The 19912-nt window shown below is 75.7% G+C and carries 13 protein-coding genes and 1 pseudogene; 7 read left to right on the top strand and 7 right to left on the bottom strand.

The window, feature by feature from the left end; genetic code table 11:
• Positions 1–278: 278 nt before the first annotated feature.
• Genes FRAAL_RS35205 through FRAAL_RS22095 form a run of 3 tightly spaced genes read right to left on the bottom strand, consistent with a single transcriptional unit; the run spans position 279 to position 7802 of the window.
• Positions 279–5228, bottom strand: a complete 4950-nt coding sequence (locus FRAAL_RS35205) for a hypothetical protein (protein WP_011606179.1) — start codon at positions 5226–5228, stop codon at positions 279–281.
• The gene (locus tag FRAAL_RS22100; protein WP_011606178.1) at positions 5221–6216 is read right to left on the bottom strand and encodes a hypothetical protein; all 996 of its coding nucleotides are present in this window, start codon (positions 6214–6216) and stop codon (positions 5221–5223) included. Before FRAAL_RS22100 ends, FRAAL_RS35205 begins: the two co-directional genes overlap by 8 nt.
• Positions 6213–7802 (bottom strand): amino acid adenylation domain-containing protein, encoded by a 1590-nt coding sequence (locus FRAAL_RS22095; RefSeq protein WP_011606177.1) that lies wholly within the window; start codon positions 7800–7802, stop codon positions 6213–6215. The genes FRAAL_RS22100 and FRAAL_RS22095 overlap by 4 nt, the downstream gene beginning before the upstream one ends.
• 662 nt (positions 7803–8464) lie before the next feature.
• Here FRAAL_RS22095 and FRAAL_RS22090 point away from each other — a divergent pair.
• The 4 genes and pseudogenes from FRAAL_RS22090 to FRAAL_RS35195 all read left to right on the top strand — a co-directional run bounded on the left by FRAAL_RS22090 (position 8465) and on the right by FRAAL_RS35195 (position 11845).
• Positions 8465–9298, top strand: a complete 834-nt coding sequence (locus tag FRAAL_RS22090) for a PaaI family thioesterase (protein ID WP_231861194.1) — start codon at positions 8465–8467, stop codon at positions 9296–9298.
• 74 nt (positions 9299–9372) lie between these two features.
• A complete protein-coding gene (locus FRAAL_RS22085) occupies positions 9373–10434 on the top strand; it encodes an MBL fold metallo-hydrolase (RefSeq protein WP_085949685.1) in 1062 nt (353 codons plus the stop codon).
• A 192-nt stretch (positions 10435–10626) separates the two neighbouring features.
• Positions 10627–11208, top strand: a complete 582-nt coding sequence (locus FRAAL_RS22080) for a TerD family protein (protein WP_041939627.1) — start codon at positions 10627–10629, stop codon at positions 11206–11208.
• Positions 11209–11435: 227 nt separating this feature from the next.
• Positions 11436–11845, top strand: a pseudogene (locus FRAAL_RS35195) (DUF1990 domain-containing protein).
• A gap of 112 nt (positions 11846–11957) precedes the next feature.
• Here the strand turns inward: FRAAL_RS35195 and FRAAL_RS22070 are convergent.
• Both FRAAL_RS22070 and FRAAL_RS22065 read right to left on the bottom strand, forming a co-directional pair.
• Positions 11958–12275: a type II toxin-antitoxin system RelE family toxin gene (locus FRAAL_RS22070; protein ID WP_011606170.1), complete on the bottom strand. Its 318-nt coding sequence runs from the start codon at positions 12273–12275 to the stop codon at positions 11958–11960.
• A 73-nt stretch (positions 12276–12348) separates the two neighbouring features.
• Positions 12349–13053, bottom strand: a complete 705-nt coding sequence (locus FRAAL_RS22065) for an HAD family hydrolase (protein ID WP_050997215.1) — start codon at positions 13051–13053, stop codon at positions 12349–12351.
• A 145-nt stretch (positions 13054–13198) separates the two neighbouring features.
• On the opposite strand from FRAAL_RS22065, the gene FRAAL_RS22060 reads away from it, so the two are divergent.
• Complete coding sequence (locus FRAAL_RS22060; protein ID WP_011606168.1) at positions 13199–13633, top strand: CoA-binding protein; 435 nt, start codon at positions 13199–13201, stop codon at positions 13631–13633.
• Between the two features lie 146 nt (positions 13634–13779).
• Here FRAAL_RS22060 and FRAAL_RS22055 read toward each other — a convergent pair whose 3' ends face one another.
• Positions 13780–15876: a hypothetical protein gene (locus tag FRAAL_RS22055; protein WP_308204178.1), complete on the bottom strand. Its 2097-nt coding sequence runs from the start codon at positions 15874–15876 to the stop codon at positions 13780–13782.
• A 108-nt stretch (positions 15877–15984) separates the two neighbouring features.
• A complete protein-coding gene (locus FRAAL_RS22050) occupies positions 15985–17325 on the bottom strand; it encodes a glycosyltransferase family 2 protein (protein WP_041940868.1) in 1341 nt (446 codons plus the stop codon).
• Positions 17326–17724: 399 nt separating this feature from the next.
• Here FRAAL_RS22050 and FRAAL_RS35620 point away from each other — a divergent pair, with 399 nt between their 5' ends.
• The gene (locus tag FRAAL_RS35620; RefSeq protein ID WP_041939625.1) at positions 17725–18087 is read left to right on the top strand and encodes a DUF5999 family protein; all 363 of its coding nucleotides are present in this window, start codon (positions 17725–17727) and stop codon (positions 18085–18087) included.
• Between the two features lie 149 nt (positions 18088–18236).
• The gene (locus tag FRAAL_RS22040) at positions 18237–19901 is read left to right on the top strand and encodes a bifunctional phosphatase PAP2/diacylglycerol kinase family protein (protein ID WP_505474299.1); all 1665 of its coding nucleotides are present in this window, start codon (positions 18237–18239) and stop codon (positions 19899–19901) included.
• Positions 19902–19912: the final 11 nt, after the last annotated feature.

Genomic DNA, 19912 nt, shown 5'->3' with positions numbered 1-19912 from the left:
GGCCCGACAGCATGGTGCCGCCCGGCTCGGGGGGTGCCGGGCGGCGAATCCATCATCCCAGGAACGCCCCGGCTCGCCAAGACCCTGACCGGTGTCCCACGCTGGCCTCTCGCTGACGCAGGCGAGTAAAGCCAGGTCAGGCCGATATTGATCATCGGCTACTGCCGATTGCGCCCGAGTCGGGCCGATCAGTCCGAGTACAGCCTCGCTCTCGTCTGGTCCCGCGGGTTGATGCCCACCGTTTGGGGAGTGTCACGTCAGCGGCCGATCTTGGCAGTTCAGTGCCCGTCGCCGGCGGGGGGACCCGTGGGCGGGGCGCCGGGCTCGTCGTCCGTGGGCGTGGGTGTCGGCGGGCGCGCGTACAACCGGGTCGCGGTGATGACGCCCGTGCCGTCCGCCTGGGCGGACACCGGGCCGGCCGGCGTCAGCCCGGGCTGCAGCCGCTCCTCCACCCGCAGGTACTTGCGGCCGGCCCGCAGGTCCGCGTCGTTGCGCAGCCGGACGATCAGCGGGAAGGCCGCGAGGGCCGCGGTGTCGAACAGTCCCGTCGTGTAGATGAGCTGGACGCCCAGCCGGTCGGCGACGGCGAGCTGGAGGTCGAGCAGGTAGCCGGCGCTCGCCCGGCCGATGGGGTTGTCGAGGAACAGCACGCCGGCATGCGGCGCCCGGAGCTGGCCGCGGTCGTTGGCCCGCAGCGCCGCCATCGTGCAGTACAGGATGATGGCGGCGGTGAGCTGCTGACCACCGGAGAAGACGTCACCCAGCTCGCTGACCCGCACCCGTTCGGTGCGCAGGACCGCGTCCGGTTTGAGGATCTCGACCCGCACACCGCGGGGGATCGCGGCCCGCACCCCGCGCAGCAGCAACCCCATCCCGTCGTGACGCACCGCGGCCGCGGCGCGGGCGCCGCGTGCGCCGCCGGGGTCGGCGCCGACGCGGGTGGCCGCGCCCGGTCGGGGTCGGGCGGCCACGGCGGCGGCCGCCGTCTCGTCGACGACCCGGCCGAGGGCCTCCGTCAACGCCCGGTCATCCGGTTCGGCGAACGTGATGCGCAGGAAGTCCTGACCCGACCAGTCACCGAGCCGGTCGGGGAGGCGCGACAGGCGGCCGGCGGCGCGCAACGTGCCGAGCGCCGCGCGGACCATGCCCTCCAGGCGGGCGACGATCGCCTCGCGGTTGCGGCCGATGTGCGCGAGGTCGTCGTCGAGGCTGCGCAGCCGCGGCGCGAGGGCCTGCGCCCAGGCCGCCGCCCCGTCGGCCACGGCCTCGCGACCTGCCCGCAGCATCTGCCGGCGGGCGGGGGTGCGGACGGCGTCGAACCGGTCCTGCGCCGCCCAGGCGGTGACGGCCTCGGCCGCCGTCCGCACGGCACCGGCGGCCTGGCCGTAGGCGGCGGCGGCCTCCCGCCAGGCGAGGCGCAGCCGGTGGGAGTTCTCCCGAGCCTGGCGCGCGTCACCCGCGAACGGGACGGCCACCGCGCCCTCGTCGACCGGCGAGGGATCATCCCTCGCGGGCCCGGCGAGCGCGGACGCACCCCGCCCGCTCCCACCGGCGCCGCCCGTTCTGGCTGTGCCGCCTGTGCCGCCTGTGTCGGCGCTCGCGGGGCCCACGGGGGGCGAGGTCGCCGCGGGCAGGTCCGCGAGACTTTCGGCGATGGCGGTGAAGGCGTCCAGTTCGTCGGTGTGCCGAGCCGAGCGCTCGACGAGGTCGTCGCGGACGGCGCGGGCCCGGGCGTGGCCGTCCTCGGCGTGCTCGACCGCCGCGGCCGCGGCGCGCAGCAGCTCCCCGGCGTGACCGAGATCGGTCGGGACCTGTTCCCCGGCGAGCGGCGCCACCCCGCGCCGCTGTACCTCCGCCGTGGCGGTGCGCAGCTCCTCGCGCAGGGCACCGAGCTGCTCACGGGCGTCGTCGAGCTCGGCCCCGACCACCGCGGCCGCCCGGCGTGCCCGCGCCTCACCGGCGGCCCGCGTCGCGCTGTCCCCGCCGCTGACGCCCGCGAGCAGCGCGCGGGCCCGCGCGCGCACGGCCGGTTCGAAGGCCTCGACCGCCGCGCGGGCGGCGGCCTCCTCCCGGCGGGCCCGATCGACCTCGCCGCGCAGGTCCGCACCGACCTCCACCTGGGCGTAGGTGCGGCTTGCGGCCTCGTAGGCCGCGCGCAGCACCGCCACGGGCGGTTCCGGCCCGTCGCCTTCCCGCACCGTCACCGCGGCATCGCCCGCACCGACGACGCTGACGCTCTCCGCGCGGGCGGCGGCGGCGTTGCGGCGCGCCTCGTCCGCGCGGCGGACGGCCTCGGCGGCCGCCCGCCGCTGCGACGCCGCATGCTCCCGGGCTGCCCGGGCCTCGGCCAGCCGGTCCTCGGCGACCCCGGCGACCTGCTCGATCTCCCGCTCGGTCGCGGCCGGGTCGCCGACGGACCGGGCGAGCTGATCCAGCGCAGTCGCCCGGGCGGCAGCCTCGGCGGCGGCCACCCGCAGCGGTTCGACGTCGGCGAGTGCCCGCCGCGCCGCCTGCTCGGCCGCGGCCGCCTCCCGGCCGGCGGCGGCGAGCTCCGACTCGGCGGCCGCCAGCGTGTCCCGGGCGGCTGTGAGCTGCGCCTCGAGCCGGTCGAGGTGTCCGGCGGGGTGACTGCGCCGCCAGCCGGTGAGGGCCGCGGCGAGGTCACGGTCCACCGCGATCCGGTCGGACAGCGCCGCGGCGAGGGTGACGCGCTCGTCCTGGCGCGCCCGGATGGCCTCCCGCTCGGCGGCGGCGGCCGCGGTGTCGTAGAGCGCCGGGTTCGGCCGGACCATCGTGATCCGTTCGCCGTCGATGACCGGGTCGGCGTCGTCGAGCAGGTCGTCGACCCCGCCGACGGCGACCACGCTGTCGGGGAGCAGAGCGGCGGCGTCGAGCACCTCGCGGATCCGCGCGTGACCCACCCGCGCTGTGATGATCACTCCGTCGGCGAGGTGGGGCCGCGCCCGCAGGACCTGTTCGCGCCGCGCGGCCGGGACCGCGTGCGCGAGATGGGACCAGCCGGCGACCGCGGCGATCCCGGCGGCCTGCAGGACGTCGACCGCCGCGGCGACCTCCTCGCGGGGTGGGCGCAGGCCGCCCTCGCCCAGCGCGCCGAGCAGGCGCCGGTCGGCGTCGGCGGCCACCGACAGATCGAGCCGGCGCGCCTCCGCCGCGCCGATCGCCTCCGCCAGCCGCTCCCCGGCGGCCTCGGCGACCGCGTCGAGCACCCGATGCGCGCCCTCGCTCGGGGTGTCGTCCTCGCCCGCGGCCTCGTTCGGACCTCCGGACGGGCCCGCGTCCCCGAGCAGCTCCGCGAGCCGGCCGCCGGCGAGCAGCGCCGCCGCACCGGCGCGGGCCTCGTCGAGCCGGCCGGCGAGCCGATCCAGCGCCGCGCCGGCCGCGACGGCGCGGTGCTGGGCGGCGCGGGTGGTCGCCTGCGCCGGGCCGCGGTCCTGGGCGTCGGTGGCGTGGCTGAGCGCGTCGCGCACGGCGGCCGCGGCCTGCTGGGCCTCGGCGGCGGCCCGTTGCGCCTGGCGGGCGAGATCGGTGCCGCCGGGGGCGATCAGCCCGGCCCGGGCGGCGGCGGCCAGCGCGTCGAGAGCCGCCGCCCGCCGCTGGTGCAGGGCCTGCTCTCGAGCGCGCGCCTGCGCGGCCTCGTCGCTGGCACGGCGGTCCGCGCGCTCGGCCGCGCCGGCGCGTCGGTCGTGCTCGCCGGCCTCGGCCTCGGCGCGCAGGGCCGCGTCGCTGGAGGCCTCGGCCAGCCGGTTCAGACCGCCCAGCAGCGCCCGCGCGGCGCCGTCGCGGTCGGCCAGCGCGGGCGCGGCGACGTCCTCCGCGTCGGCGACGAGGCGGGTCAGCCGTTCCGCCTCGGCCGACGCCGCCGCGAGCCGCAACACGTCCTCGGTCGCCCGCCAGGCGTCGATCTCGGCGGCCGCGTCTCGGGCGCCGGCGACGAGGCGGTCCCGCTCCCGCTCGGCCTCGGCGAGACGCAGCTCGGCGATCCGCCGGCGCAGCGCGAGGACGGCGCCCTGCCGGCGCGACCGAGCCTCGTCGGCGTCGCGTTCCGCGTCTCGGGCGGCCTGTACCTGGGCGGCGAGCCCGGCCAGGGCGGCGGCGTCGCGGCGCACCCTGGCCCGCACGCCGTCGTGCAGGTCCGCGATCCGGGCCCGGGCGGCCGCGTAGGCCGCACCGGCGCCGGCACGCCGTTCGACCGCGTCGGCCAGCGGGGTGAGCCGCGTCAGCGCGCCCGCGACGAAGTCGCGCTCGGCGCCGAGCGCGGCCCGTTCGGCGAGCTTGGTCGCGTAGCCGTCGACGACGTCGGCGATGCCCGCGGGGTCCTCGGGCGGGGTGACGGCGCGCAGCAGAAAGTCGACGAACTGCTCGTCGGAGCCGAACGAGAACGCCTCGGCCGCCTCGCCCTCGCCGGCGTTCATCGCCCGCTGGTAACGGAACAGCTCGGGATCGAGGCCGACGGCGTCCAGGTGCTCCCGCCAGGCGCCCTGGTGGGTCTCCCAGGTCAGGTCGAGCGCCGGGTCGGCCTGGTGGGCGTCGTGGAGCCGGCCCCGCAACCCGGCGAGGGTGAGCTGGCGGCCCTCGGCGGTCAACGGCAGGGAGGTGATCTCCAGGCCGCCGCCCGGGCGGAAGGAGTACCAGGCCTCGGTGAGCCGAGCGGCGTCGGCTGCGCCGCGGCCGCGCCACTCGCTCACCTTGCCGGTCACCACCCGCTGCCCGGTCACCGCATGCTGCCACTCGCAGGTGACGTGACCGCAGTCGCCGGGCAGGACGAAGTTGTCCAGCACCCGCCCGTTGGAGGTACCGACGACGTGGCGCCGGCCCGGCAGCACCACCGAGAAGATCAGCTTGATCAGGACGCTCTTGCCGCCGCCGTTCTCCAGGAACAGCACCGAGGCGGGGGAGGGGCGCAGCGGCCGGCTCGGCGCGCTGGGCGCGGCTGCCGTCCCCGCCGTCGCCGTGCCCAGCCCGGTTGCCGTGCCCGGGCCGATGGTCCTGCCCGGGCCGACCGGGGCCGCCGGGGACGGCACGCTGGACAGTGCGGGACCCGCGGGGACGGCCGCGTCGCGGCGCTGACGCGGCGTGGTGGGAAACAGCCCGTCCTGACGCGGGCCGGCGACCGGCGCGCCCACGCCCGAGAAGTCGAGCAGCACGTCGCCGAAACGGGCGCCCGGCGGCCCGATCGAGTGCAGCCGCACCCGCGACAACTCATACATCCGCGGCCTCTCCGGCCGGCGTCGTCTCGAGCAGGGCCGGCTCGTCGACGAGGACCCGCACGCTGCCGGCCCCGTCGGTGACCGTGACCACGCCGAGGGCAAGCAGCTCCTCGAAGGCCGCGTCCGCGGCCAGCTCGCGGACCTGGACCTGGTACCGGGGCGTGGTCCGGTACGTGCCGCCGGCCTCGTCGCCGACCGGAACCAGACAGCCCGATTCGGCGAGGAAGTTCATCGCGCGGGCGATGATGCCCGTCGTCGACCCGGCGAGGCGACGCGCGTCGCGGGTGGTGCCGGTCGAGGTGCGCCGGGCGTACAGGCGCCAGGCGGCCTCCAGCCGCGGCGCGTCGACCGGCGGATCGACGCTCGGGTCGTCGTCGGCGGTGCGTTCGCCCAGCAACCGGCAGGTTTCGCGGACGAACGCGTCGACGCCGTGCACGCTGACCCGCCCGACGTAGGAGGCGTCGGCGAGATCGGCCGGCCGCGGATAGGCCAGCGCGGCCACGGCGAGCTGCGCGAGGGCGTGCAGCAGCCGGTCGGCCGCGCGGTGCTCGCCGCCGGCGCGGCGCGCGTAGTCACCGATCCGGACGGCGAAGGCCGAGTCCTCGGCGCCGGCCGGGACCAGACCCGCCCGTTCGGAGACGTCGAGCACGACCAGCCCGAGGCCGGCGGCGATCGCCTGGGTCAGCGCGGCGAACTCCGCCTCCCGCAGGTACCGCCGGACCAGGTCGCGGTAGTCGGGGTCGCGAGCCGGCACCAGCCGGGGCCGCAGGCCGAACGACACCAGCCGAGAGGCGTCGCGGGCGTCCGCGCGCTGCCGCCCGGCCTCCCGCGCGCCGTCGACCGGACCCCTGTCGTTCGCGTCGCCGTCGCCGTCGCCGTCGCCGAGGTCGCCGTCGCCGCCGTCGCCCAGGTCGATGTCGCCCAGGTCGATGTCGCTGAGGTCGACGTCGCTGAGGTCGACGTCACCCGGGTCGGGTTCCCGACTCATCGCGACCTCCTTCCCGCCGGCGCGGCCGCGCCGCCCGCATCCTGCAGATCCGTCAGGACTGCAGTGATACCAGCCGGGTCCGACGATTCCGCCGCACTGGGCGCCGCGACGATCCGGGCCCGACCGACGAGCAGGTCGGCCCCGCCGTAGTCCGGATCGTGCAGCGGCGTGCCGTCGTCGACGGCGACCGTGAGGGTGGTCTCGCCCGCCTGCCGGGACGCGTCGACGCGGGGGCCGACCGCATGCAGGGCCAGCAGCGCGACGAGGTCGGCGACCTCCCGGTCGCCCCCACGGCGGGCGTCGGCGAGCAGCGCGGACAGCCGGCGCGGCGCCGCCGGGTCGAGTTCGAGCAGCCCGAGCGCGCGGGCCCAGGTCTCGTCGTCGAACCGCGCCGGCTCCGCCAGCGGCACCAGCTCGGCCTCGACCACCTCCGCGCCGAGCGTGTCGCGTTCCACCGGCGGCCGCAGCAGCAGATCGACCAGATCGAGGACCCGGGGGGCCCGGGGCGTGCGCACGCCGACCGCGCCGGGGAAGAACGCCGCCGCCGGGCGCTGTGCGTCCCCGGCGGCCAGCGCCAGCGTCGGGACCAGCAGCTGCGCGTGCAGGTCGACGCCACCGCGCGCCGGGGTGACGGTGAACTGCTGGCGGTCCTGCTCGGCGCGGAACACCGCACCCGCCTCCAGCAGTCGGGCCTGCAGCTGGGTGTGCCGACGGATGCAGTCCCCGACGATGGCGACCAGGTCGGCGGCCTGGCGTTTGTGGTCGGCGTCGTCGGCGGAGTCGCGGTAGCGGCGGATGTGGGTGAGGATGGCGTTCTCGTACCGGTAGCGCTGCTCGACGTGCTGCAGGGCCTCGTCGACGAGGGCCGGCATCGCGTGCAGCCAGTCGACGGCCAGGACGTTGCGCCGCGTCGCGTCGAGGTGGCGGCGGAGCTGCTCGGCGTACTGCACGGTGCGGTAGCGGGCCGCCTCCGCCGCGCTGCGGGCGTCGGCGAGCCGGCCGCGGCGGATGAGCGTGTCGAGGGCGACCTCGGCGGCGACCTGCGCCGAGGTGATGTCGGTGTCCAACGCACCGACCAGGACGGTCACCGCCTCGTCGGTGGCCCGCAGGTAGATCTCCCCGTGCGGATCGGCGAACTCGACGAGCAGCTTGAAGTCGAAGCGGCGCCGTTCGTAGCGCCCGTCGGCGTGCAGGGTGCCGTAACCCGCCTCGAAGCCCCGGTTGACGTTGCCGACGTTGATGAGGTTGTGCAGCACCCAGGACGCCACCCGGTCGTGCTCGGCGGCCGGGCGGCCGGGCGCCTGGGCGGCGGCGAGCGGGACCAGGCGGCGGCGCACCTGGTCGTGGTCCGCGCCGCGGTCGAAGTCCATCGCCACGGTGACCTGGTCGATCGCGTGCAGGCCGAGCTCCGCCATCGCGTAGACGGAGAAGTCGGCGCCGTCCAGGTGCGCCTTGCGCACGTCGAGGTCGTGCAGCGGCTGGGTCAGCGCCAGCGCCTTGAGCCGGCGGATCATCCCGACGTCGCCGACGAGCCCGACAGCGGTGGGCAGCCGGTCCGGACCGGTTGTCGACGCGGGCTGGATCATCGCTCCGACGATAGTGGGTGGCGGGGATCGGGCAGCCCACCGCCCGGCCGCGGCCCCCGGGTGGTGGCACGACGGGGAACGGGGTGGCAGGCCGAGGTGGCCAACCGTCGGCGGGATTCCGGCGCGGCGTCATTTCAGTGCACTCTGTTGACCGGTGTGACGTCGGGGGCGCACGATCGGCCGGGCACGGAAGATCCAGGGTGATCTCGCTCACGAAGCGCACCCCGGTCGGGACGTGGGCTCGGCCGGCCGGTGTCATGTGGGAGCAACGTGCCGGTAGTGCAGGCCTTTCCTGGGTTCTCGGTGCCCGGGCGGGGGCGGTCGGGAGCCTGTGGACGCGGGCGGGAGCGGCGCACCCCACGTGAGCCGGGCGTGCTGTCGAGCGACCGTCAACAGGCCGGTGGGGTATTCTCAACTCGGTTCCACCGCGTGGCCGAGGTGTCACCACGATGAAGGTTCGGCGCGGGCGGAATCGACCGGGGGTGCGCGTACATCCGACGAGGGGTGGCGCAGGCCGGCCGGGCGCCGGGCGGTGCCCGTTCTCCCTTCTCCCCAACCGCGGCGCGGCGGGTGGGGTGGGCGCGGCCTTGGCGGTGGCGGCGTACGGCCGTCCCGGGCGTGGGGTGACCGACGAGACGCGCCGTCAGGCGCCGAGGAAACGGGTGGACGACGCCGTGGACGCTGCTCTGGAGGAGCTGGGGTTGCCGCGCCAGGCCGCCGCCGCGCAGGCGCGGCCGGCCCGGGAGGAGTCGGCGCCGTCGACGCCCCCGCCCGCGGACGGCCTGGCGGCCCAGCGGGACGCGGCCGCTCAGCTGGGCGCGGCCCTGCGCGCGTTGACCGACGCCTCCGTGCGCACGCTGGCGTCGACCGCGACCCTGCTCGACGTCGCCGCCCGCATCACCGAGTGTCTGCCCGCGCTGACCGCCGACCAGCGCGACGTCGGTGACCCCGCGCCACTGGACGACCCGGCCGCGAAGCTGTGGCTGTACAACCCGGTCATCGGGCGGGCCAACCCGATCGCGCCCTGGCTCGAGACCACGCTGGTGGACGGCGTCCTCACCGGCCGTGCCACCCTCGGCCTGCCCTATCAGGGGCCGCGCGGCTACGTGCACGGCGGGGTGAGCGCCCTGCTGCTCGACCAGGTCCTGGGCGACGTCGTCAGCGCGAGTGGCCGGTCCGGCCTGACCGTCTCCCTGTCCACCCGCTACCGCGGGCCGATCCCGCTGCTGGCGCCGCTGCTCGTCGTCGGCCGGGTCGTCGAGGTCGCCGACCGGAAGATCACCGCGGCCGGCACGATCGCGCTGGAGTCCGAGCCCGACCGGCCCCTGGTCGAGGGCGTCGGCGTCTTCGTCGTGCCCCGTCCGGACCAGGCCGCCCGACTGTTCGGCGCGTTCGGCGGCCCGGCCCGCGACACCCCCGGTACGCCGGACACCCCCGGTGTGCCCGCCGCGGTCCCGGCACTCGCCGTCCCCCCGACCTCGCCGTCGACCACCTGACCCTGCGGAGGAACGACGACCATGACCACAGGCCGACGCATGACCACAGGCCGACGCACGACCATGCCGGCCGCGTGACCACGCCCGACGTCGGACGGCGTCCCTCGGCACCCGTTCAGCGCGACGCCGGCACCCGGCCCGTGCGCTGGCGCCGCCCGCTGCCGCCGGTGGAACAGGTCCGGCCGGGGCTGTGGAGCATCCCGCTCCCGCTGCCCTGGGCGAAGCCGGCCCATGTGACCGTCTACGTGTTCGAGACCGCAGACGGCCCCTACCTGATCGACGCCGGCTGGGACTCCGACGACGCCTTCGCGGCCCTGGCGGCCGGACTGGACACGGTCGGGACCTCGGTCGCCGAGGTCCAGGGCGTCGTCGTCACCCACGCCCATCTCGATCACTTCGGGATGGCGGGGCGGATCCGGGAAGCGTCCGGTGCCTGGGTGTCGCTGCACCCGCTGGACAACGCGATCCTGAGCCAGTTCGAGAACGGCTTCGCCACGCGGATCCCGGGGCTGATGGCCCGCGCCGGCGCCCCGGCCGAGATGACCGAGCACCTGGTCAAGGGCACCCAGGCGGCAGTGCGCCGGATTCCGCGCCCGGACGTCCTGATCGAGGACGGTGGACGACCGGACATCCCCGGGTGGGAGTTGCGCGCGCTGTGGACCCCCGGCCATTCGCCGGGACACCTGTGCTTCTGGGAGCCGGCCAACCGGCTGCTGCTCTCCGGCGACCACGTGCTGCCGTCGACCGTGGTCGGTACCCCCGAGCCCGACGAGTCCCATCCCGACCCGCTCGGTGACCACCTGCGCGCGCTCGCCCGGCTGCGCGGGCTGGACGCCGCGGAGGTACTGCCGGCGCACGAGCACCGGTTCACCGGCCTGGAACACCGCCTCGCCGAGATCGACGCGGTGCACCAGGGCCGGCTCGCCGAGGTACTCGCGGGCCTGCGGGCCGGTGCGAGCACCGTCTGGGAGATCGCCGACCACGTGACCTGGCATCGCCCGTTTCGCAACCTGCGCGGCGTGGCGCTCCAGAACGCCGTCACCGACACCTTCGGCTGCCTCGCCGCCCTGGTGGCGACCGGCGCCGCCCGCGTCGACGACGGCGAACCCGCTCGCTGGCGGCTCGCCGACGCGTAGGCACCGCCGCGGCCGACGGCACCCGACCGCGGACGTCTGCGGACGTCTGCGGACGTCTGCGGACGTCTGCGGACGTCGCCGGAGGTCAGCGGACGTCGGCGGAGGTGGCTGTCGCCCCTCGACTCCGGCGGAGGCGGGGATTTCGGGCCGCACCTGCCTGGGCCGCTCCTCGGTGGTAATAAGGTGTGGGTCATGACGTCCGTGTCGCTGTCCAAGGGCGGAAATGTCTCGCTGAGCAAGGTCGCTCCCAACCTCACGGCCGTGACCATCGGGCTGGGCTGGAAGGTGCGGCAGACCAGCGGCGCCGACTATGACCTCGACGCGAGCGCGATCGTCGTCAACGAGGCCGGCCGGGTGCTCTCCGACAGCTACTTCGTCTTCTTCAACAACCTCGTCAGCCCCGACGGCGGGGTCACCCACCTCGGCGACAACCTGGTCGGCGGCGGTGGCGGTGACGACGAACAGATCAACGTCGACCTGCGGACGTTGACCCCACAGGCGGCGAAGGTCGTGTTCGCGGTGTCGATCTACGATGCGGATGCCCGCCGGCAGACCTTCGGCCAGATCCGTGACGCCTTCATCCGGGTCACCGACGCCACGACCGGTGCCGAGGTCGCCCGCTACGACCTCACCGAGGACGCCTCCACCGAGACCGCGATGATCTTCGGTGAGCTGTACCGCTACGGCGGCGAGTGGAAGTTCCGCGCCGTCGGCCAGGGCTACGCCTCCGGGCTGCGCGGAATCGCCCTGGACTTCGGCGTCAACGTCTCCTGACCTCCCATTGTGTCCTCGCTCTGCTGAGCGACCTCCTCCTTCCCGGATCCGTTGCCGGTCGGCGATCCTGTGAGGACGCGCCTGATCGTCGCGGGACGGTTGGAGCGCGAGTTGGCCCGCTGCGGGGAGGCGGAGCTGACCTACCCTGAGCGTGGGGCGACGGCAGGAAGCCTGCCGGCCGGCTTCGGCATCTGCGGCGTCGCCTGTTGCTGGGCCACGGACGGCCCGTGCTCGACGCCGCCGCCGCGGTGATCATGAGCTGGCGGATGCATCGGCACGCCGGCCTCAGGCTGGTGGCGACTGCTTCCGGGGCGGACGTCGGCGCGACCGTGGTGATGTGCGCGGGCTGGGGACGGGTCGGCGTGCTGGCTGCCTGCCGGTGGTGTGGGTGCTCGACGAGGACGACCGCCGCGGTTTCGCCTACGGGACCCTGCCTGACCATCCGGAGGTCGGCGAGGAGGCCTTCGTCGTCGAGCGCGACGCCGGCAACGCCGTCTGGCTGGGCATCACAGCCTTCAGCCGCCCCAACGGACTCCTGCCGCTGTTGGCCGGACCTGCGGGCCGACGAGCGCAGGACATGATGACCAGTCGTTACGCCGGCGTGGTACGAGACGCGACGGGCCTTGCGGAGCGCTGAGCCGAGCAGCTCGATCGCTCACACCACCACATCAAACGATCTCGCTTCCCCCGACCCCCCGATCCGCCGGCCTTGTCCCCGTGCCGGCGGCGGCTGGCGGGAGTGACGCAGATCAGATGCGGCGCCAGCCGGTGGCGGGGCTCGAGGTGCCGATCGTGGGCACGATGCGGGTACGCGAGCCGCGCGGCGCGACGACCATGACCCGCACCGTCTGGGTGTTCGCGTCGATCCGGTAGAGGATCCGCCAGGTCCGGCCACTGGCCTCGTGCATGCCGACCTGCTCGCCCGGGATCGGGGTGCCGGCCTTGCGCGGGTCGTCGCGCAGCTTCCCGTCGAGGAACCGGCGGACCTCGCCGCGGGTGAGCTCGGCGAGCTTGGCCAGGTCCCGCTCGGCCGAGGCGGAGAGGGTGACCTCGTGCTTGTCGCTCACCGCCGGCCACCCATCCCGCCGCCCGAGCGTGGCCGGAGCCGGCCCGGGCGGGAGGGGACGACTTCCGCGTTGTTCACACGGTGATCCTATGCGGCCGCCCGTCCCGCGGCCCCCGCTTCGTGTCGGCGGCGGCCTGCACGACGGTGGGGGTCAGCTCCGCGGTGGTGGCCACCCGGGCCGAGGCCAGGCGCAGGGCGTCGCCGTCGGGTGGGAAGTGCGGGTTCGGCACGGCGACCACCGCCATCCCGGCGGCCGCGGCGGCACGCAGCCCGTTCGTGGAGTCCTCCACCGCGACGCAGTCGGCCGCGGGCACGCCGAGGCGGCGGGCGGCCTCGAGGTACACGTCCGGCGCGGGCTTGCCGCGGGCGACCTCCTCGGACGACACGACGGCGGCGAAATGGCCGGCCAGGCCCGTGTGCGCGAGGACCAGGTCGATGAGCATCCGGGCGGAGGAGCTGGCCAGGCCCAGCGGGTGCAGCGCCGCGAGGGCGCGCACGGCGTCCACCGCGCCGGGCAGCAGCGGCGGAGCCGAGCCGTAGCGGTCGGCGACGCGCCGCAGGACCTCCGCGGCGATGTCCGCCGGCGAGCCGGGCACCCCGAGCTCGGCCAGGTAACCCGACCATTCGGTCGTGCTCATCCCCATCATCCGGCTGGTGCTGTCCGCCGCCCAGCGCCCGCCCCGCTCGGCCACGTAGACGCGCCGGACGTCGTCCCACACCTGCTCGGAATCGATCAGGACGCCGTCGAGGTCGAACACGACCGCCGCGACCTCACCCATCGCAGTCCGTCGGAGCCATCGCAGCCACCTTGACATCCCCCGGTCTGGTCGACGGTGCCGGAGGCCGACGATACCCGGGGGCCATCCCCGATCCCACCCGCCCGCTCGTCCTTACCCGACCGGATGACACGGACCGTCGCCGCTGTTGACACCGAGCATGCGCTACGGAGACGACGACACGATCCGTCATCTGCTCGCCGACACCGAGGTATGGGCGGTCGTCGGGCTGTCCAACGACACCCGCCGCACCGCCTACGGCATCGCGGACTATCTGCGTCGCAACGGCAAGCGGGTGGTGCCGGTCCATCCGTCGGCGCCGACGGTCGCGGGGGAGCGGGGATACGCGACGCTGAGCGAGATCCCGTTCGCCGTCGACGTCGTCGACCTGTTCGTCCGCTCGGAGCTTGCCGGGCCGGTGGTCGACGAGGCGGTGAAGATCGGCGCGGGGGGCGTCTGGCTGCAGCTCGGCGTCCGCGACGACGCGGCCGCGGTCCGCGCCGCCGAGGCCGGCCTGGACGTCGTGATGGACACCTGCCCGGCGATGGAGGCCCCCCGCCTCGGCCTCGGCTGGACCCGCTGACCGGCCCCGCTGACCGGCCCAGCCGCCCGGACCGTCCGGCTTGGGGTGCCCGGTGTTCCTGCGGTGCCCGGTGTTCCTGCGGTGCGTTCTGCACGGTCTGCGGCTCGCAACCGTGCTGAACGCACCACAGCCGGCCTCACCCGGGTTCAGCGTCGGCGGTGGCGGTGGACCGGTGCGCGGGTCGAGGGGGAGCCGCCGGGGACGCCCGGATCCGCGCCGGGCCGGGCCGGGCCGCCGGCCGTCGCGCCGACCGGGCCGTCACCCAGCCTCTCGACCGGGCCCTCACCCAGGCTCTCGACGGGGCCCTCGCCCAGGCTCTCGACCGGGCCCTCGCCCAGGCTCTCGACGGAGCCCTCGCCCAGGCTCTCGACGGAGCCCTCGCCCAGGGCCTCGACCGGCCCAGTGCCGCCGGGGCCGGGTTCGGGCACCGCGGGGGCCCACAGGGAGGTGCGGGTGATCTCGTCCGGTGCCCGGCGGGAACGGCGGACCAGGGTGAGCCGGCGGGTCGCCAGCGCCGCGGCGGGCGGGATCAGGACGAGCACGGGCAGCAGATAGCGGTAGTCGAAGCAGACCGTGGCCGCCGGCACCAGGAGGATCATGACGCCGGCGGCCGCCAGCAGGGCCGTGTCGGCGCGCAGCCGCCGGTGCTCGACCGTCTGGTCGAGCCAGCGTCGGCGGGCCCGGGCGCCGCGCACGCCCAGGCGCGGGGCGCGGCGCCGGGCCGGCACCGCGATCGCGACGACGGCGAGCAGCAGCATCCCGGCCAGCACCGGCCCGGGCGTGAAGCCGTACCGCTGGTATCCGCGCAGGAAGCCGGCCGTCGACGCGTGGACCTCGCGTTTCGGGGTGTCGCCGTGCAGGCCCAGCAGCGGCTCGCCGTTGTGCAGGAAGCGGGGCTCGTTCCCGGTGGGGAAGCGCCAGGTCGCGTCGGGCCAGTCGCGGTGCCCGATCGGCCGGCCGGGGCGGAAGTAGTGGACGAGTTCCCCGCCGACCATCCGGGCGTAGTCGCCGGGCTGGTAGCGGATGACCTGGTGGGTGAAGTCGCGCAGCAGCGCGTCGCGCTCGTCGGCGGGCACGTGCAGCCGCCGGGACGGGCTGTTGACGCTCCACACGTAGTAGCTGGGGTCCGGCCGCTGGGCGACGGGATGGGGGGAGCACAGCACGAGCTGGGGGCGGCTCAGGTGCAGCCGGTCGCAGTCGGCGATCGGTGCCACCCGGCCGTACATCCACACCGCGTCGCCGCCGGTGAGTGCGTACTTCCCATGGCTGGAGTGGAACCAGGTGGCGTAGCCGGCGAGCGGCACGGCCAGGGCGACGACGAAGGTCGCGAAGCGAAGCCAGCCGACCCGGCGCAGTACCAGGTAGCCGACGACCAACACGGCGAGGGCCACGCCGATCGTGCGGACCAGGCCCGCGCCGGCGAGCAGCAGCCCGGCCAGCCCGCACGCCCACACCGACGGGCGGGGCGACCAGGTCAGGGCGACGATCGCGGCGACCAGCAGCACCGCGAACAGCGTCTCGGCCATCACGTAGTGCTCGATGACCAGCTCGTAGGCGTCGAGCAGGACCGGCGCCGCGGCGAGCGCCGCGATCGGCGCCGCGACCCGGCGGTGCACCAGCAGGACGTAGAGGGCCACGCCCAGCGCCAGCCCCGCCGCGTGCTGGACGACGGTGACCCACCAGAGGCTGTCGGTGAACGACAGCAGCCGCAGGAACGCCGGGTAGCCCGCCGGCCGCATCGGGTCGGGGGCCTTCAACGTCGACAGGCGCAGATAGGCGTAGGAGTCGCCGTAGAACTCGAACGCCGGCCGGTAGGCGTAGGCGGTGACGGCCCGCAGCGCCACGCCCGCGGCGAGCAGGATCGCGAACGGCAGATGGCGCAGCGGCCGGCGGTCGCGGTGCGGCGGTGGCCGGTCCGCACCGCCCGCGTCGGCGCCCAGCAGGACCGGGGCGTCGGGCGACACCGGGACCCGCGCGGCGCGCTGCGCGTTGCCGGCATCGTGCGGAGCGCCACCGGCGTCATCGCTGCCGCCGCCGTCGCCGTCGCTGCCGTCGCCGTCGCCGTCGCTGCCGTCGCCGTCGTCGCTGCCGTCGTCGCCGCTGCCGCCGTCATCGCCGTTCCCGTCGCCGTCTCGACGCTCGGGTTCGTCCCACCGGCCCGGTTCGCCGAGAGGGTCCGGCTCGTCGGGGTAGGCGGGGTAGGGAGGGCCTTCGGGGTCGGCGGCAGCCGCCGTCGCCGCCATGCTGACCGGGGGCCGGGGCGGGGAGCCACCGTCCCGATCAGGATGCGCTGGAAGAGGCGGCGGGAACTGGTGCCTGCCCAGGACGACCATCGTCGATGTCCGCCGTTCTCAGAACCCGACGGCCTCGGCCGGGTGTTCCTGCGTCTCGTAGTGCATGCCGACCAGCGGCGCTCCGCCGGGCGGATCACCGGGTGCCCGCATCGCCGGGCGGGCGGCGGCGCGCTGGTGGCCGCCGCTGGGCCCCGCGGTCAGCAGGCGCAGGAAGAACGAGCCGAACGCGGTCTGGGCGCCGAGCACCATCAGGGTCATCGCGAGCAGGGCCGGGCGCATCTCGTTCAGGGGACCGAGGTCGTTCGCGAGCCAGCGCACGAGCACCACGACGTCGACGACGAACCCGACCGTGAACAGTCCGGCCCCGACCGCCAGGCCGCGTTCGAGGGTGAACACCCGGTGGACCAGCGGCAGCGGCCAGCGGCGGCGCTCCTGCCAGCCGACCGCGTGGTTGTGGACGTCCGCGCAGACGCCGAGCAGCACCAGCTGCCAGCCGAGCAGCGCCAGCAGCGCGAACAGGATCGAGAAGTGCAGGTCCAGGCGGTGGAAGCCGACGTCCAGGGAGCCGGGGAGCAGGACCGCCTGGCCGACGAGCCCGAGCGCCAGCAGCACCAGACCCGGCAGGACGAACAGGTACCGCGGCGCGAGCAGCAGCATGAACCGCAGGTGGCGCCAGCCGTCGCGCAGGGAGTGCAGCTTGGAGTCACCCACCCGCGGGTGGTAGGTGATCGGCACCTCCTCGATGCGCAGCCCGGCCCGCCCGGCGGCGATGACCAGCTCGCTGGCCAGCTCCATCCCCTCGCAGCGCAGCCGCATCCGCAGGTACGCCTCGCGGCTGAACGCGCGCATCCCCGAGTGGGCGTCGGAGGAGCGCACGTCGAACAGGCGGTTGAGGATGCCGGTGAGCACCGGGTTGCCGACGTAGCGGTGCAGCCAGGGCATGGCGCCGGGCAGGATCTTCCCGGCGAAGCGGGAACCGAGCACGTAGTCCGCCCGACCGGCGCGCAGCGGGGCGAGCAGAGCGGTGAGGTCGGAGAAGTCGTAGGAGTCGTCCGCGTCGCCCATCACGATCAGCCGCCCCCTGGCGGCGGCGAAGCCGGCCAGGTAGGCGTTGCCGTAGCCGCGCCGCGTCTCGTGCACGACCCGGGCGCCCGCCTCCTCGGCGAGCTCGGCCGACCTGTCCGTCGAGCCGTTGTCGACAACGACGACCTCGCCGACGGCGCCCGCGGCGGCCAGCCCGGCGAGGGCCTTGCGCACGCACACGCCGACGGAGTCCTCCTCGTTGAGGCACGGCATGACGACCGAGACCTCGAACGCCTGCCCGCGCGAACGGGTTGCCCCGCCGGTGGCGGGAGTCTCCCCGACGGTGTCGGCGCCGGTGCCCGTGGCACCCTCCATCGTCCGTACCCCCTCCATGGCCGGGCGTGCCCGCGACCGTCCACCGGTGGCCGTCCGTGACGGGATTCCCCTGACCGGTCGCCGGTGTGCCGGCGGCCAATCGTGCAGGTGGACGCATCAGCAGACCGACGCGAGTCATTCTGGCGGCCGGTGCCGCGGATCGCTCGCCCGCAGCCCCGTAACCTACCGATCTGCTCGGATGGTCGGATTACCGGTGTCCCTCTGCGGACACATCACGGTCTGTCCGAACGGGTTGCATGGAGCACCCTGCGCCTGCTGCCCTGGTCAGGACCGATCGGTGCGCGGTCTGTGACCGGCCCGCGCTGTGGCGCGGCAGACACGCCGGGCCCTCCGCACGCGCCTCGGTGTGACGCTTCTTACGGGGAGGCGTAACGTCTGGTGCCCGTGCAAGCTGTTCGCGTTTCAGACGAGGTGCCGACGCCCAACGCGCCGACCGACGACCCGACCGATCCCGCCGCCTCCGCGGCCCCCCGCGCATTTCCTCCACCGCGGCGCGGCTGTCCGCACTCCCCGCCCTGCCCCGCGGCGGACGGTGCCGACCGGGACGCCGCGCGGGTGACCAGCCAGCACTGGGACCAGGGCTGGAGCCTGTTGTGCAACGGGGTGATCCTGTTCGACGACACCGGGGAGATCCTGCCGACCGGTCGCACGGTCGAACCGCGGCGTGCCCTGCCGCGGGCGGCCTGCGCCCCGCGGCCCCCGGCGCCCCGGCGGGCGAGCCAGGCTCCCGTCCGGGTCTGACCGTCCGGGTCTGACCGGCCGGCCTGAGCGGCTGAGCGGCACGTCCCGCCGGGTCTGACCGGCCGGCCGCCGGCGGGGCGTCGTGGCCCGCGGCTGTGAGGTTTCGTCCAGATTGATCCGGCGACCCCCTGGGCGGGTACGGTGCCGGCGTGACGGCGAGATCGGCGGGCGGGTCTGTGCGGGGGATTGTCGGAGTGGCGCGGGGGACCGGCCTGGCCGACCGGTGGCGGGCGGAGGTGTCCCGCGGGTCGGGCGGCGGCCTGCCGTCGGCCGCGAGTCCGGTCGGGCGCCGGGCGCGCCTGCTCATGCGCCGCGACATCGCCCTCGGCCGCAGCTTCGTGCAGGCGTTCACCCGGGCGGACCGCTCCCTGTTCACCGCGCTCGCCGGCGGGCGCCCGCTGCTCGACCCGGTCCTGCCGCGGCTGTCGCATGCCGCCGACCACGGTCTGCTGTGGTGGGGTGTGGCGGGGGCGCTGGGGGCCAGCAAGGGGCGCCGCCGCCCGGCTGCGGCCCGGGGCCTGATCGGGCTCGGCGTCGCCAGCGTCCTGGCCAACGGGCCGGCCAAGCTGGTGTTCCGCCGCGACCGCCCGCCGACGCACGGCATCCCGCCGCTACGCCGGCTCTCCCGCGACCTGACGACCTTTTCGTTCCCGTCCGGGCACGCGGCCTCCGCCGCCGCCTTCGCGACCGGGGTCGCCCTCGACGCCCCCGGGGTGGCGGTGCCGGTGGCCGCCCTCGCCGCCACCGTGGCGTTCTCCCGCGTCTACGTCGGGGTGCACTACCCCGGGGACGTGGCCGCGGGGATCCTGCTGGGCGTCGGCGCGGGCCTGCTGACCACGAAGGTGATGCCGCGGCGGCCCTGGGTGCCGGCGCGGGCGAGCCCGGCGTCGGCCTGGGCGCCGGCGCTGCCCGAGGGTGACGGCCTCACCGTCGTCGTCAACGCGCGTTCCGGCCAGGGCAACCACGCCGATCTGCTCGCCGTGCTGCGCGCCGACCTGCCCCGGGCGGAGGTCGTCGAGGTCGGACCGGCCGACGACATGGCCGCCGCGCTGGCCGGCGCCGCGTCGTCGTCGAGGGTGCTGGGCATCGCCGGCGGCGACGGAAGCATCAACGCGGCCGCGCAGGTGGCGCTGGCCCGCGGCATGCCGCTGGCGGTCTTCCCGGCGGGCACGCTCAACCACTTCGCCGCCGACCTGGGCCTGGTCGGCGCCGGGGACTCGGTGCAGGCGATCCGTGAGGGGGCGGCGGTCGCCGTCGACCTCGGTCGGGCCGACGGCATCTCCGCGGTGTTCGACCGGTTCTCCCGGATCTTCGTGAACACCGCCAGCCTCGGCGGCTATCCCGACATGGTGGCCGTGCGGGAGAAGTTCGAGCGGCGCATCGGCAAGTGGCCCGCGATGATCATTGCGCTCTGCTGGATCCTGCGCCACGAGCCGCCGTTCGAGGTGGAGATCGACTCCGAGCCCCGTCGGGTCTGGCTGATCTTCGTCGGCAACGGGGTGTACCGCCCCGACGGCTTCGCCCCGACCTACCGCAACCGGCTCGACGAGAGCCTGCTTGACCTGCGGATCGTCGACGCGTCGGCGCCGCTGGCCCGGCTGCGGCTGGTGGGGGCGGTCCTCACCGGCCGGCTCGGCCGCAGCCGGGTGTACGAGCAGCGCACGGTGGAGCGGGTGCTGATCTCCTCCCGCCAGCCCGGGCCGCTGCCCTTCGCCTGTGACGGCGAGGTCACCGAGGGGGTCGAGCGGATCGTGATCACTCCGAGCGGTGCCCGGCTGATCGTCTACCGCCCGCGCCGCCCCGGCGACAGCTGAGCCGCGACGCC

This window comes from Frankia alni ACN14a (genome assembly GCF_000058485.1).
Lineage (GTDB): Bacteria > Actinomycetota > Actinomycetes > Frankiales > Frankiaceae > Frankia > Frankia alni.
Note: the sequence above shows the minus strand (reverse complement) of the source record. Positions and strands in the feature narration are given on the sequence as shown.